A 14,660-nucleotide genomic window follows, 5' to 3' on the forward strand; every position below is an offset into this window, starting at 1 on the left:
ACATTCATTCGCGAGAGGTGACTTGCCGTACCTGGAGATTTGTCAAGCGCTCGCCTGCAAGACCTACCACAGTTGGCGGCCGCCTATCAATTGCGTCTCCACCGTGTTGGCGAGCGAGAAACTGTTACCCGCTCGCCCACTGTCCTAACCCGATTTGCCAGAGGTCCGGCTCTCCCAACGAAGCGGATAAACATCGGTGCGCCCGCGAAACAACCGCCGGAAGAGCTGCACCTTCTGCGGCGGCGACAGCATTGGCATGTCAGGGTTTCGGGCGGCCGCGGATGGCTCGCACGCAGCGATCCGTATGGGTTTGTCCTGCGATCGGACCGGTGATGGCAGCAATGCGGCGAGCCTCGCGTTTTCTGCCTGAAGACGCGCCAGTTCCGCCAGCAGTTCAACACGCGTGAGAGTGTTCCAGTCATCACGCGGTGGTTTTCTCTCGCCCATCACCACGTTATCCGTCAGCGCCTGCATCCCGAGGGCGCTGGCAGGCAGGTGCGCAAGTCCGTTGTCGCATATCGCTATATCCCCCATGCTGATTCGATGATTGTATCGAGCTCGGCCAGGGAGTGATGCATTTCGACCGATGCACTCGTGTCCAACGACTCACGTGGCGGCGCTCACTTTCGCCGAGATGGTGAGCTTTGATTGCGGGGCACCGCACTGAATTCGGCCAATGTATTCCCGCCTCGACACTCACCACTGCATCGTTATCAAAACAGCGAGGTCTGACGCGGATCCCGTGGGGGCGAGCTGGAGTTTCTCACGGGTTTTCCGGACCGCATCGGCTTGCGACGACGGGGCACACGTCGCAGGTGCGCGATGAGACGCACGGATTCGCCGTCTGCTGTGAGGCACAGGCCGAACCTCCCGATCTCACCCGGGGCGCAGGCTTCGCGCGCACGCAACGAGAGTCGCAGGGCATGGCGACGCGCGCGAGCAATGAGTTGCCCCCGGCTCATGTCGCACCCGAGGTGTTCGATTCGCCTCATTTCGCGATGAAAGGCGGTACGGCCATCAATATGTTCGTGCAGGACCTGCCGCGACTATCTGTTGATATCGACGTGGTCATGCGCGCGCATGAACCGAACCGGGACGAGGCACTCAAGATCATCAACGCGGACCTTGCACGAGCCAGGACTGCGATCGAGCGACAAGGCTATGCGGTCACCGTCGCGGGAGCCACGGGCAAGAATAAGGGGGACGACGTCAAACTCCTCGTGTCGTCACATGACGCACAGGTGAAAGTCGAAGTGAACTACGTTTTCCGCGGCACTTTGATGCCAACGGTTACGCGCAGCGTTGTACCACGCGCTCAGGAATTGTTTCGCGTGGATTTCGAGGTACCGACACTTAGCGACGCGGAACTCTATGGCAGCAAGCTGGTTGCGGCGTTAGACCGACAGCACCCTCGCGACATTTTCGATGTACAGCATATGTACGACACCCTAGGAATGCGTGAAGACATCGTGGACGCCTTTGTCGCTTACCTCGCGGGTCACAATCGCCCGATTCACGAGGTGCTCTTCGCGCATCCCCGCTCTCTCGCCGACGATTATGACGCAGGGTTCGTTGGCATGACGGTCGACGAAATTGGTTTGGCGCCACTTGAAGCCGTGCAACAGCGTATGCATGATGAGCTTCCTCAAGCGCTGACTGAAGCCCATCGGAAGTTTCTTTTGTCGCTGGTTAGGCTTGAGCCGGAGTGGTCGGTGATGCCTTACGAACACCTGCAAAAGATGCCAGCGATTCGCTGGAAAATCGAAAATTTGAAGAGACTCAAAGTCAGGGACGAAAAGCGCTTCCTCGATCAGGAGGCGATGCTCAGAGCCCGATTTTTTCCGGTTGAGTTGCAGTAAGAAGCCTCACGAAGCTCTCACACAATCGGAGACAGAGCTTTCCCGCCCGCACTCCAATTAAAAAGGCGGTGACGACCAGCCAGTCTAGGGGGAGTCGTACCTTTCGTGCATTTATAGGCGGTTGCGACAAAAAATCTCTTGTGATTCAACGACTTGCAAATCTGCATGTTTCGTGAAAACCGTAAGGCCGCAAAGCCTTGCAGTAAGCGCCTCTGCGAGCAGTCACCGCCAGATTTCGCACGATTCGAACGATTACCCCCACCTGCCCCCCAAACCGTCCCCATTTCTGCCGCCAAACCTGTATGGATATACAGTTTAGCGAGACACCCGATAGCTTGCCAACTATGCGCCATTGGCGTACAAATGCGCCATATACACAATCATCGAAACCCCGCTGTTTCAGCGCTACGCAGACGAAATATGGCGAGATGGCGAGCGAGAAGCGTTCATCAACTGGCTCGCGGACAACCCTCTGGCTGGCGATGTGATTCCCGGCACTTCAGGGCTGCGCAAGGTGCGTTGGTCGCGCGCCGGGATGGGGAAACGCGGTGGTTCACGCGTCATCTACTACAACCTGCTCGATGATGGCGAAATCTGGCTGCTGATCGCGTACACGAAAGCGAAGTTCGACAACCTGCCGACGAGCTTTCTCAATCAACTTCGTGAGGAAATCGATCGTGGATAAGGAAATGGAACAGTTTCAAGCGGACCTGCTGGAATCGGTCCGCCAAATGAAGGCCGGCGTAGCTGGCCGCGTGACGCGCGTGCAGCCGACAGAGGCCTCCATCGCCCGCGCGAAGGTCGGCATGTCGCAATCAGAGTTTGCCGGCCTGCTCGGCGTGTCGGTGCGCACTTACCAACAGTGGGAACAGGGTCGTCGGAACCCGACCGGGGCGGCGCAGACGTTGCTGCGCGTCGCCGTGCAACATCCCGAAGCGCTGAAGGATCTTCAGCTGGCCGGCTGATTCTAATTCTGGAATTTTTAATGGCGAACGTGATTCGTGAACCCGTAGACGGTTGGCTGATTCGGATGAACGATGAGATCGGCAAGCGAGCCGTTTGCACGACGGACCGTACTCGAAAACAGGTACTGGCTCCGCTCAATGGAGGTCAGGCGATACGTATTGAACCCCGAATTGCTCGGCCAGCTGCGCGAGTCGCCGATCGCGAGTCCAGAGCCAGGTGCTCGGGGTCAACAGCACCGACGCCAACAGAGTGCAATCCACGGCGCCACATCCGCGTCCATACAGCCGTTCCCGCTCGATCCAGTCCGCTACTTCGCTTGGCGTCGCAAGGCGCGTTTGGCGCAATAGCGCGAGATCTCCCAGGGTTCGGGCCCGCGGTTCGGGCGGCGTCCCGCACGTCAGTTCGAGCATCACTAGTGGATGCGTCAAGACGTCATCGACGCGCAGCAGCTGAATAAGCGCCGGTAGCGGCCGCCGGAAATGCTCGATCCAGACGGACGTGTCGACCAGAACGCTCATCGGGCAGCGGCTTCCGGGTTGCGTCGCGGCACATCCGGCATGTCGGGCGCGCGACCGCCAAGCGCTGCAAGGCGTTGGCCAGCCTGGACACGTACGAACGTTTCCAGTGCGGCCCGGAACAGGTCTGCCGGCGGCATACCCGGCTCGGCGAGTTCGAGTGCGCGTGCATAGAGAGCGTCGTCGACGGTGACGGTGGTACGCATGATGACTCCTTTGATGATTTTTCGCATCAATTTTAGCATCAATTTGGCAGCGATCCAGTCGTTGATAAACGGATCACCGTCGGCCTGAAATGGGGCCTGTGACGCTTTCGGCAGAGAGATCCGACTATGAACGCTGGCGAAATTCGTCGCGGCATTGCCGGCGCGCAGATGGGTAGCCGTCTCGATCCGCATGGTCAACACGCTGCCAGCGCATCCGTGCTCGAGCGACTTTTCCGCATACCCAGGCGGCAATGGGGTGTCGTCAAGCTTGTCGCGCGACCACAGTAATTGTGCAACGGGCTGCTGCACAAATTCCGGCCGAGTAAAACGGTAGCGCCCGACGGCAAATTATCTCGACGCAGCCAGAAACCGACATGCGCAGCGGGTGCGAAGTCTTAATTATGACTCCGACCCCAATGTATCGATAATTTAGCTTATTTCAAATTTCAAGTTGGCTCGGCGCACGCACTGCTTCCGGGGTTTCAGCTCGAAAACAATTTCCCTCCACGCTGTACTTGGCCGGTCCGCTCGAAAAACGTTCACAACTTTCGAAATTTTGTCATTTTATAGTCTTCATCAGAACTAGTTTCGAGAAACATTCACAAATTCCCTCGTGCCGGAAACTCAGGAAGCTGCATTGTCTGTTGGTGGTGGACCGTTATTGGCAAAGGACTCTCGGACAACTTCCTCAATTCGCGAGATGACTTCGTCAGGGAGATGGAAGTATTGCTTGCGTTTGTTTGCAGAGAGCTTTCCGCCGTTGGATTTCACCATACGAATTAGCGCCGACAGGTCGGATTGGGGCAGGTCGAACTCTGCGTCCAGTTGCCTGAAGGCTTCGTCATAACCGCTGAGCCAACTCAGCTCCTTCGGTAGCTCTGTCCGGACAGCCTCCACCAGCATCGCGTGCAAAAAGTGCACTTCTCGGCTGGCATCAAAGAAGCGGTATGGCCTGCCGCCCGGATGTTGTGTGACTATTGGGTCCGGATCGCTGATGAAGTAGTTCCACAACTGGGTGGTCGGCACCGAAAACCCCTTGAGGACGTTTGCGTAGTCCTCCTCGTGGCGAAGGATGACCGCCGAGACTGGAACAATGGCGCCGCCTCGTAAGCGTCGCGAGCCATTGAGGACATGATGGATAAGGAACCGATGAATCCGACCATTGCCATCCAGGAAGGGATGCAAGTAGACGAATCCAAAAGCGGCGCAGGCTGCTCTCACCAAGGGCTCCGGGCAGCGAAGGTCGATTTCGTTCACGAAGCGTTCCCAGCCTGCCATGGCCCGCCGGAGGTCTTCAGGAGGCGGCGGAAAAAACGTCACCCGCTGCGCCCCGTCCACAAGCCAGTTCTGCTTCGTACGGTAGGATGCTTCCTGGCTGAAGACGTCGCGCACAATGACGTTTTGCAGCTCGACCAACCAGTTCTCTGTGACCAATTTTTCTTCACCGGCATGTGCCAGCGATCGAACAAACCGCTCGGCTTTGTCGGCGCTGGGTTTTTCCCGCTCAATGCCAAAGCTGCTGCGAGTTTCCGACAGGTAGAGGTAATTCACGGCCCGCGCATAAAGCGTGGGGTTGGTCAGGCGGTCCAGAGCGTGATCCGCTTCGTCGAGCAGTTCATCCAGCGTTGGGCTTTCCGGCAGGGCCGAGCGACGCACGAGCGGACAGAAATCTGGCGTGCCTGGGAGGTTGTCCCGCACGCGAAACTTCGGAATGTTTGTCGGACGCCCGGCCGTGAAATACTCATTGTCAGGAAGCGCGTCGACGTACGCGCCGGTGGGCGCAACTTCTACGGATAAGTTCTTTCCGGTCAGCCATTCCCACAGGAAGCATGCCCGGCGAATATGGGCGCCGTTGGGTGACGCCGAAAGCCTGCGAGCCAGCTCTCCCTCTGGCAGGTGCTCGAACACGGCATCGATGACCTCGAGGTTCACGCCTTCGTGCCGGAGGGCGAACTCAAGATGCCCAACCAGCGTCTCCTCGAGCGCAACGCTGCGAGGAAACCAGAAACCGTTGTGCGCTGGTACCCGGCGGTTTACCGAGCCACTGATGAAGGACGGATGCGTGAGCGGCCGGACGGGCAGGCTCAGCGTTCTGATCAGGTGTTCATAGCCGACCGGCTCCAGTTGGGACATGGTCTCGAAATTTATTCACGGTGCTCGAAATTTTGTCACAAATCTGAGGTTTCGTCTCAATCGCTCGAAAAATTTTCGCCCCGGTTGACGCTCGAGGCCGACGAGCCGGTCGACCGACATGGTCACCGCTTCGGTCCGTGCCAATCGCGTAGCCGTCCGCTCGCGTGCACCATCTCGGTTGCCGCTAGTTGCTGGGTGCCACCGCGTGCGGTCTGATCGTCCCTGCTTGCCCGCTCGATTCAGTCTGCGTGCGCATCGAGCGCCGCCAGACGCGGGTACGTATCCCGCGCATTTGCCTCGGTTGGCTCGGGGCGCAGCTTCCCCACTCGATGAACGCGCCGCCGGCCTTGGCAGGCGGCGCCTCGACGACAGCGGCTGGCGCACGATCCTGGCCGCCGCCCCAATTGTATAAAGATGGATTGCCCATAGAGCCGACCGGTAGCGCCCAGAGTTTCGCCAACAGCGCTATCCGCCCTCTTCCGGCGTGTCCTGAAATATGAAGGAGCGGAACTGCAACTATCCGCCCCTTCAGTTTATCGAGTCGGTATAACAACCCCGATAATGCGCTGTCGGCAAACAGGTCGGTCAATATGCCAATCACGCCGCTGCAACTCGATCAGCAATCCTGGAACGATGCGGCCGAACGTCTGGAGACGGCTTGCCTTCACGCGTTGAACTACGATCATCGTGTGGTGGTGCTGTTCGACACGCCGACACCTGAGGCGCTGCACGAGGACGTCCAGCTCATGGTCACTTCGCGCCCCGGCTATTCGGACGAAGACATTGCACTGATCGGCGTCGTCACTGACGACGCCGACCTGGAAGCCCGTCAGCCGTTCGAAAGACCTTGGCCGCGCATCGCGTTCGCGCCCACCACGGCGACCACGGACGCCTTGCCCGCCTCCGTTGTTGGTCCGCTGCGCAATGCTCTGGCGGCCCGTGCGAACGGCCTTGTTCTGTTCGGCTCGGGCGCTATAGAGGATCATGCAGCGATTCATCTCGTGGCGGCGTTGCTCTCGTTGACAGAGCATGTGGGTCCTGCGGCCCGCGTGATGCCCCGGCACCGGTCCACCCCATCGAAGGATTGGGATGTGCCGGAAGCCATTCGTGCGCTGCCGTACCTTCCGTCGATCGAAAGCGCTTACGCGCAAGGGTATCGACGGATCATCTACGCCCCCGGGCTACACCCGGACCGACCAGCTGCTTGAGGTCAGTAAGGACGCGCTGCTTACAGTGGGACTTACGGCAGTGACCTCTCACAGGTATTCATGGCTTCCGCCCGCTTCGGTGGAGCCACGGGGCAGGAAAGCCTGCTGAACCGTATCATCGCCATTTCGGCCATCGTAGACATTCCTACGAGCGGCGGCATCGAATCGGTCGCTGACCTCTACATCGCGAACGGCGCAAGACGTCGGGGCGCTCAATGGGTTCACGGAGGTTGACGAGTTCCTGACCGCCCATCGCCTGCTGCGTTGGGAAGACGATCTGATCCGTCTACTCGACGCAGGGACGGTCTCGCATGAGGCGGTCACGGAAGCGATCCCGCGTACCCACGGGATCGCGACCTTCCTGGCCAAACACGCTGCAACGCGGCCGGACTAAACGGAATAAGCCACACGGGCCCTGCGTCGCGGTAGGCGGCACAACGGAGAATCGTCGAGGTGCCGCCGACCGCCCTCCGGATTCGTGCCGCCCAACAGCCGCTTGAACCCAGCAGGATAATTTCTCGATAGAGAATTTATTGACCGATTGACCCAGATTGGGTTATTGTTTCTCCAACGGGAAATTACCATGTAATTGCTCGAATATGACCGGATAATTTCCGAATAGAGAAACTATGGCGCGTACCCTCTCGGCGCCCGGACCGCGACCGGGCCCTCAAATTCAGGACCTCAAGGCCTTGGGCGAACTGGTGCGCAGCCGCCGGCTGGAGCTATCGCTTCGCATCGACGACGCCGCGCACGCGTGCGGCGTAGCGTCGAACGTGTTTTCGCGGCTGGAGAACGGCGGGCCGGTCGGAGTCGATCGGCTGCTGCGCGTGCTTTTTGGGCTCGGGCTCACCCTGCTGGTCACTACCAAGGAGGAGGCGATTCGTCTACAACCCGCGCTGCCGATGGTGCACGGTGGTCGGACATCCGAGGCATCGCGTGGAGACAAGGAGACCGACGTATGAACCACGTTCTGCACGTTTCGACGCACGGTGACGCGGTCGGGGTTCTCAATTTCGAGTCGCGTGAGGACCGCTACGGCTTCGGGTATGCCCCGGCGTGGCAGAACAATCCCGCGGCGTACTATCTTTCGCCCGCCCTCCCGCTCGACCGCGCGCCGGATAGCCCCGGTTCCGTCCAGCGCTTTCTGGAAAACCTGCTGCCCGAAGGCCGCGCGCTCGACATCGTGTCGATCGTCAACCAGGTCTCGAAGAACAACATCTTTGCACTGGTCCGCCTGCTGGGTAAAGAGCCGGTCGGAGCGTTCAGTTTCCTCGCAATGGATGCGACGCCTGACGAGGCGGCGCGTATCGCCCACGAGCAGATGGACGAGCCGATGCGTCGGCCCATCACCAATGAAGAGCTAGGGCAGCGTATCCGTGAGCGCGATGCGATTCCGTTTCCGGTCTGGGACGGCAAAGTGCGCCTGTCCTTGGCCGGCTACCAGGACAAGCTGCAGGTCCTCGTCGAGGGCGAGCAGCTCGCGCTTGCCGACGGCTCGCTCAGCTCGACGCATCTGCTAAAGCCCGAAAGCCGGAATCCGCACATGCCGTACATGGTGGCCAACGAGCACTTCTGCATGACCCTGGCCGCACGCCTGAATGTGCTCGCGCGCCTGCAGTTGCCTGTTGCGCCTGTGTCGATTCGTCGCCTGCCGGAGCCCATCCTGCTCATTGAGCGGTTTGACCGCATCGTGCAATGGGATGCCGACGCCCCGGGCCGTGCGAAGCACGTGCTGAGAACGCACGTCATCGACGCCTGTCAGGCCTTGGACCTGCCGTCGACCTTCAAGTATGAGCGCAACCTGGGTGCGGGCGCGGATGTGCGGAACATCCGCGAGGGGGTGAGCTTTGAGCGCCTCTTTACACTGCTCGACAAGATGGTGACGCCGGCGAGTGCGCGGCCCTATCTGCTGCGCTGGTCCATCCTCCAGCTGCTGCTCGGCAATAGCGACGCCCACGGTAAGAACCTCTCGATGCACGTGCGGCCCGCCGGACTCGTACCGGCACCGATGTACGACCTCGTGTCCGTCAACGCTTATGGCGAGCACGTCGAGCGCGACATGGCGATGGCCTATGGCGATGCCTTCCTGCCTGAAGAGGTCACGCCCTACGCGCTTGCGGACTTTGCGCGCCGTACGGGCACGCGTCCCACGCAGCTCGCTCGCGAGATAGGCGTCATGGCTCGCGGCATCCTGCGGCTCGCGCCCGAGCTGGCGGCCTCTGAGGTCTACGTGGGCGGCGAGCGCGACGTCGTGCACCAGGTGTCTGATTTCGTCAGTGCGCAGGCGAATCGACTGCTTGTGCTCGCGCGGGAGGTGCCGCGGGTCGACCCCGGACTCTTCGAATGATGGCCTGCGGGTTTGGTAAATCCGCGCCGGAAATCTCCACTTCCGATCGGGACTAATTCCGGTTCAGGGTCATCTGGATCGAGGATGAACCATCCAATTTCCCGAAGCTTGTTCTCAATCCATTGGAATGGGACGGCAAACTCCCCTATGCGTTGGTAAACGGCTTGTTCGTTGCTCATCGAATGTTCCTGTGGCGTCTAGGTATTCCCGCGCCGAAGACAGCGGGTTCGACCATTTGCTTGCTCCACAGCCATGCGAGCAGCTGTTGCGCCCTGGCCGCTTCCATCGATCTGCCGAGAAACGCAATCAGCTCGAGCGGATGCGTTGCCCGCGTCAGCATATCGAGGAGCGGAAACAGCGCCACGCCATTCCAGAACGCGACGGGTCGATCAAGACTCGGATGCTGCAAGGCGGGATGCGCGGTGACGCGGTCGCCGGTCGCGCAAGGCACCACGACAATGCCCGTATTGCGGGCGAAGCGGATCGGGCTGTGCAAGGGCAACGGAGGCGCGGGCTTGCTGGGCTCGGGCTGGTTCGACGGCACGTGCGCCAATTCGTCTTGCAGCGCGTGCGTCATGAGGTCTACGCGCGCCGCGGTTTCGTCGCCGAGCGAGGACGCCGCAACCGTATCGGACGTCAATGCGGGCGTCGAGCGCAGGCGCCAGAAAGGCGATTCGGCACACCATGTCTGACGGTAATACCCGGCGGTCCATGCGAGGTGACGCGCCGCGCTTTCGATCAGGCGCGATTCGTAAAAGCGCTGCGCCAGCTCGCGCTCCGAGGCATCGCTTGCCCGGCACCACGTGTTGATCGCGATAGCGGCCTGGAGCGAGAAGCGCATCGCCTTCTCGACGCCCGAGGACGAGATCGGGTCGAGCGCGAAGGCCGCGTCGCCGAGCTTGATACGTCCGTTCTGCCAGGAGAGCGCGTCGACGTAGGGCGTCGATACGCACATGCGCGGCGAATCGCACCAAGGCAAACCTGCCATGTCCTTGAACAACGCGCTTCGCGTGCAGGCGTTGCGCAAGACAGACTCCGGCCCGCGTTCGAGCGCGTCGTCCCGCGCGGAGGGATCGAACGTGAACATAACGCGGTAACGGCCGCCCGGCAGCGCGGCGCCCCACATCCATCCGTCATCGAGCGCTTCCACGCGCGTGGCGGCATCGGCATGCGCAGCCGGTGTTTCCATCGCGGCTTCGGCCCATACCGTGGACAGCCGAGGCGCTTGCAAGCGCTGCGGCTCGCGCCGGCTCTGCCGGCCCTGGGCATCGAGCAGCACGTGCGCGTCGACGCTCCGCCGCCCGTCGGGCGTAGCGATTTGCACGCGCCAGGCACCGGCCGCTCCGGCGACTTGCGCGAGGTTCGCCGGCCGCAGCACTTCCACGCCGCGCGCCACGGCCAGGCGCAGCAGCGCCGCATCGAATGCGGCGCGCTCCACGACGGCGCCCTCGTGCGTCACCGTCTCGATCGATTCGCTCGTCCAACGTACGCTCGTGGGCTTGCCTGCGAGGATGGGAACGGAGTCGAGCACCTCGTCCGCGTCGAGGTAGTCGATGATGTTTCTGACACCCGGCGTCAGCGCTTCCCCGATCTGCGGACGAGGCCATAGCGGGCTTCGCTCGACGAGCAGCACGCGATGCCCGAGATGGTTCAAGCGAAGCGCCACGCACAGGCCAGCGGGACCGGCGCCGGTCACGAGCATGTCGAACGTGCGATTCACGCCGTTCCCGCACCACTAGACGACGCGCCAGGCGAACCGGCAAACCAGGCCGGCGCATAGCGCGCGAGCCTGCCGTGCGCGCCGATTGCATAGTGCAGCCAGCCGCGGATGTAATCGCAGGCGCTGCGTCCGCGCTCGAGGACCTCGTGATGGCATCCGCCGCCGCAAAGATAGCGCGCCCAGCATGCATTGCAGGGCTGTTGCTTGTGCACGTGACGCTCGGCGAGCCAAATCGTCTGGCGCGCCTGATCGACGCCCGTGGAGAGATGGCCCATGACGCCGGCCTCGTCGCCGACGAAGCGGTGACACGCCGCCAGCTCGCCATCGGCGGAGACGCCGAAATACCCCGCCCCTGCGCCGCACGGATACGGCCGATGCGTGCCGCGCTGGATTTCGCGTAGCGCGTTCTGCATGTTCGAGAACGGGTAGCGCTCGCCGCGCATGACCTTTTGCTCGAACGCGAGCCCGCAGGCGATCATCCCTTGCAGCATGTCTGCCATATCGTCCGGGCCCATTTCCGCGCGGCCGTTCGACGCGCGCAGCAGCGGCGAGAAGCCAACGCTGTGGAACCCCATGTCGACGAAAGTATCGAGCGTGCTCGGCAAGTCGAGATTGAACGGCGTGACGGTCACGCGCGCCGAGACCTGCATACGCCGCTGGCGCGCAAGCAACGGCGTCACGCGCTCGACGATGTGATCGAACGAACCCATGCCGCCCTTGAACGGACGCAAGCGGTCATGCACGGGCGCGGGGCCGTCGAGGCTGACGGTGACAGCGAAGCCGTGCTCTTCGAAGAACGCCCCGTCGTCTTCCTGCAGCAGACTGCCGTTCGTCGTCACTGAAAATTGGCATCGGATTCCGCGGGCATCGGCGCGCTTGCGCGCGTGGTCAGTCGCCGCGCGCAGCACCGCGCGATTGGCGAGCGGCTCACCGCCCATGAATGCAAGATTGATCTTGCCGCCCTCGCTCGCCTGCTCGATCAGCAGGTCGACTGCCGCAAGCGCGGTTTCGAGCGGCATGTTCTTCGCCTTGCCGCCAAATTCCCCTTGCTGGGCGTAGCAATAGGTGCAGCCGAGATTGCATTTCTGCGCGACGGCAAGCGACAACGCGTGCACCGGCATCTCGGTCAACGGCTCGTCGTCGATCGCCGGACGCATGTCGAGCCCGCGGCTCGCGACCAGCGAGGCGACGGCCTGCGCATCCCCGTCCTCGAGCGCCGCCTGAAACGCGTCATGCAGATCGTGCGGCACATGAAACAGGCGGCTGCCGTTCACGAGCAACAGTTGCGCGCCCTCCGCATCCTCGACCACGTGGATCCCGGGATGCCGCGGGCGCGACGCCTCGACGATGCGCGCCGCCATCGCCGATGCCAGCGGCGCGAGCCGCGCCGCCGCGCGCGGCTCGACGGCGGGTTCAGGTTTCATCGGCATCCTTGCCTCGGATCACGAACTGAAGATCTTCCTGCCAGGACCGGAACAGATCGTCGTAGGACCACAGCCGCGTGTCGACGCGATTGTCCGGCACGTACGTGCCCGTGCGGCGCTTGGAGAGCCACATGTCGCCGCGCGCCAGCCCGTCGTCGCCCGGCTCGACATTGACGAAGTCGGGCCGCGACGCGGCCCAGTAGTAGCACGCGCATTCGCGATAGTCGTTCTGCCAGGGCGCGCAGAGGCCTTGCGTCAGCTCGCCCGGTTTCAGCATCTCGCGGTTGAAGCTCGCGGTGTCGCCCTCGAAAAAGCGCCTCAGCGTGAGCGTCGCCTTCAGGGTCTCGGTTTTGCCTTGGTGGTAGTACACCTCTTCCAGGGCGTTCTCGTGAGCCGTGAATTCGCATTCGACCGACTGGCCCTGCAAATGCACGATGCGGGCGATGGAGTTCGACCACTCCATGAACGACACCGCATGGGGATTGGGCTTGCTCGCCAGCGTGACGGGATCCCCGTCAGGCAGCACCGGCCCTTTCGTGAGGACCATCGTGCCGACCTTGTGGCCGTCGAAGCTCAGCAGGCGGCGCGACTTGAGATGCTCGTAGCCCGGCTCCGCATCGACGACGTAGTTGTTGTTCTCGACCAGCGTGATGCCGACGAATGCGCGCCGCCAGAGATTGCGGAAATCGAACTCCAGGCCCGGGAAGCAATTCGAAATCGCCGTGCGCGGCAGCATCGAGGCCGGATTGCCCACGCCGCGATGGTGAATCTGCGCGGTCAGGTTGGACGCGCGGATCTCCCCGTTGCCGGGCTGCTCGAGGTCTTTCGGAACGTTCGGATCGTTAGCCGACATGCTTGTCTCCCTTCGGATCAGGTTGTCCGAACATCGCGTCTCGCGCCGCCTTGATCACAAGGTTGATGTGGCGGCGCGTGAGCGTCAGGCTACGGCCATCCGCCCCGCGCATCAGGGCCGGCATCTTGCGCAAGCCCTCGGCGGTCAGGTCGCCGATGTCCTCGGGCTGGCGCAGCAGCTTGGCGAACCACGGCGCGCCACCCGCCGCCAGCGTGCTGAACACGCGCTCGTGCAGCGCACGCAGCGCGAGATTGTCGACGATCGATTCGGCGGCGATCGGCTCGTAATAGCGCTCGAAGTCGGCCGTGTTCTGCCGCACCATCGTGCTCGCGACGTTGAGCCTTCCGTTGACCGGGTTGCCGTTCATGACGGCGGTGTTCATGAGGCGGATCGTTTCGAGCGCACGCAGGACGATCTCCGTGGCTTCGTCGATCGATACGCTCTCTTCCGGGACGTGGATCCCATGGAGAATCTGCTCCATCTCGTCGGACACCACGCGCACCGGCATGGTATCGGGCGCATAGGCCGGCGGCCCGGCGCCGATATAGCCGTGCGCACGCAGCGTGGAGCCGTCCCTCCTCGTCAGCACGACTTGCACGTAGCCATCGCATTCGTCGTCGAGATAGCCCCAGCTGACTTGATTGCCATCCTTGTCGGCGTATCCGGCAAAAATCTGCGCGGGGTTGGTCGGCGCGGGATGCGCCTCCGTGGGGCCGCCCGCCTCCCTGAAGCCGAGCCACTTGCCCGGCGTCTCGGCGTAGAGCAGGAGATCGTCGCGATCGATGACGGGATCGAGCTTCAGCTCGTCTTCGCGTTCCTTGTCCGAGGTGCGGCGCACCAGCCGCGTGCCGTACACGATACCTGCGGCAGGCGTGTAGCGCAGGCGGATCTCGGGGAACTGCGCGGTCGGCTTGACGAACTGGACGTGGCCGAGCGGAAGATACCGCCCCGGGCGAAAGTGCTCGCAATGGCCTTGCATCGCGTGCCGCTTGTGATCCTTGAGGCCGGTCAGGTTCGCGTGGATCTTGTCGTTCGCGTCGTTGGTGCGGCGGTAGATCTTGATGTTGCCCAGATGGATATCCCAATGTAAGGCGTCGAGATCGAGATGTTCCGCCGCGAGCAATTGCAGCGTGAGCGGCTGCAGCGTATGGGGCGCCTCGCTCGTGCGCGCAAACACTTCGAGAAAAGGCGCGACAGGCCGCACCTTCTTGTTCTCGTCCTTGAAGCGAATCGTGTCGGGCACATAGGCCTTCACGATCTCGCCGCTTTCGGGGTCCACCTCCAGCGTGGTGCACGGCACGATGCGTCGAAAGTCGAGCGGGTTGTCGGGATCGACGACGAGGTCGAACGCTTCCAGCGGCGTCGCCGCGGCGCCCAGCCTGCCGACCGCGATGGGCGGCAAAATCCGGAGTTCCAGTATCGGCAT

General features: G+C 62.1%; 14 protein-coding genes. 6 read left to right on the forward strand and 8 right to left on the reverse strand.

The features are described 5' to 3' along the window. Nucleotides 1-144: 144 nt before the first annotated feature. Nucleotides 145-534: a TOTE conflict system archaeo-eukaryotic primase domain-containing protein gene (locus DIE15_RS13935; RefSeq protein WP_124833563.1), complete on the reverse strand. Its 390-nt coding sequence runs from the start codon at nt 532-534 to the stop codon at nt 145-147. Between the two features lie 389 nt (nt 535-923). Here DIE15_RS13935 and DIE15_RS13945 point away from each other — a divergent pair, with 389 nt between their 5' ends. The 3 genes from DIE15_RS13945 (at nt 924) to DIE15_RS13955 (ending at nt 2,824) form a co-directional block, all read left to right on the forward strand. Further along, a complete protein-coding gene (locus DIE15_RS13945; protein ID WP_124833565.1) occupies nt 924-1,859 on the forward strand; it encodes a nucleotidyl transferase AbiEii/AbiGii toxin family protein in 936 nt (311 codons plus the stop codon). A gap of 352 nt (nt 1,860-2,211) precedes the next feature. Further along, a complete protein-coding gene (locus DIE15_RS13950; protein ID WP_260428253.1) occupies nt 2,212-2,544 on the forward strand; it encodes a transcriptional regulator in 333 nt (110 codons plus the stop codon). Further along, complete coding sequence (locus tag DIE15_RS13955; protein ID WP_057928706.1) at nt 2,537-2,824, forward strand: DNA-binding transcriptional regulator; 288 nt, start codon at nt 2,537-2,539, stop codon at nt 2,822-2,824. The genes DIE15_RS13950 and DIE15_RS13955 overlap by 8 nt, the downstream gene beginning before the upstream one ends. Before the next feature lie 135 nt (nt 2,825-2,959). On the opposite strand, the gene DIE15_RS13960 is transcribed toward DIE15_RS13955, so the two are convergent. The 3 genes from DIE15_RS13960 to DIE15_RS13970 form a co-directional block, all read right to left on the reverse strand. Next, the gene (locus DIE15_RS13960) at nt 2,960-3,343 is read right to left on the reverse strand and encodes a type II toxin-antitoxin system VapC family toxin (protein ID WP_124833566.1); all 384 of its coding nucleotides are present in this window, start codon (nt 3,341-3,343) and stop codon (nt 2,960-2,962) included. Then, nucleotides 3,340-3,546, reverse strand: coding sequence for a type II toxin-antitoxin system VapB family antitoxin (locus tag DIE15_RS13965; protein WP_124833594.1), 207 nt, complete (start codon nt 3,544-3,546; stop codon nt 3,340-3,342). The genes DIE15_RS13960 and DIE15_RS13965 overlap by 4 nt, the downstream gene beginning before the upstream one ends. A 624-nt stretch (nt 3,547-4,170) precedes the next feature. After that, on the reverse strand, nt 4,171-5,679 hold the full coding sequence (locus DIE15_RS13970; RefSeq protein WP_124833567.1) for a Fic family protein: 1,509 nt from the start codon (nt 5,677-5,679) through the stop codon (nt 4,171-4,173). A 590-nt stretch (nt 5,680-6,269) separates the two neighbouring features. On the opposite strand from DIE15_RS13970, the gene DIE15_RS37660 reads away from it, so the two are divergent. From DIE15_RS37660 to DIE15_RS13985, 3 genes are all read left to right on the forward strand, one after another. Next, nucleotides 6,270-6,887: a hypothetical protein gene (locus DIE15_RS37660; RefSeq protein ID WP_260428254.1), complete on the forward strand. Its 618-nt coding sequence runs from the start codon at nt 6,270-6,272 to the stop codon at nt 6,885-6,887. 692 nt (nt 6,888-7,579) lie between these two features. Next, nucleotides 7,580-7,852, forward strand: coding sequence for a helix-turn-helix transcriptional regulator (locus tag DIE15_RS36990; protein WP_185646513.1), 273 nt, complete (start codon nt 7,580-7,582; stop codon nt 7,850-7,852). Continuing rightward, on the forward strand, nt 7,849-9,237 hold the full coding sequence (locus DIE15_RS13985) for a HipA domain-containing protein (RefSeq protein ID WP_124833568.1): 1,389 nt from the start codon (nt 7,849-7,851) through the stop codon (nt 9,235-9,237). Before DIE15_RS36990 ends, DIE15_RS13985 begins: the two co-directional genes overlap by 4 nt. 175 nt (nt 9,238-9,412) lie before the next feature. Here DIE15_RS13985 and DIE15_RS13990 read toward each other — a convergent pair whose 3' ends face one another. The 4 genes from DIE15_RS13990 to DIE15_RS14005 form a co-directional block, all read right to left on the reverse strand. Next, entirely contained in the window at nt 9,413-10,957 is a 1,545-nt protein-coding gene (locus DIE15_RS13990) for an NAD(P)/FAD-dependent oxidoreductase (protein WP_124833569.1), read from the reverse strand. Beyond that, nucleotides 10,954-12,381, reverse strand: a complete 1,428-nt coding sequence (locus DIE15_RS13995; protein WP_124833570.1) for a radical SAM/SPASM domain-containing protein — start codon at nt 12,379-12,381, stop codon at nt 10,954-10,956. Before DIE15_RS13995 ends, DIE15_RS13990 begins: the two co-directional genes overlap by 4 nt. Beyond that, a complete protein-coding gene (locus DIE15_RS14000; RefSeq protein WP_260428255.1) occupies nt 12,371-13,135 on the reverse strand; it encodes a hypothetical protein in 765 nt (254 codons plus the stop codon). The genes DIE15_RS13995 and DIE15_RS14000 overlap by 11 nt, the downstream gene beginning before the upstream one ends. Before the next feature lie 88 nt (nt 13,136-13,223). Further along, complete coding sequence (locus DIE15_RS14005; RefSeq protein WP_124833572.1) at nt 13,224-14,660, reverse strand: hypothetical protein; 1,437 nt, start codon at nt 14,658-14,660, stop codon at nt 13,224-13,226.

The sequence above is a fragment of the Burkholderia sp. Bp9031 genome (assembly GCF_003857965.1).
Taxonomy (GTDB): Bacteria; Pseudomonadota; Gammaproteobacteria; order Burkholderiales; family Burkholderiaceae; genus Burkholderia; species Burkholderia ambifaria_A.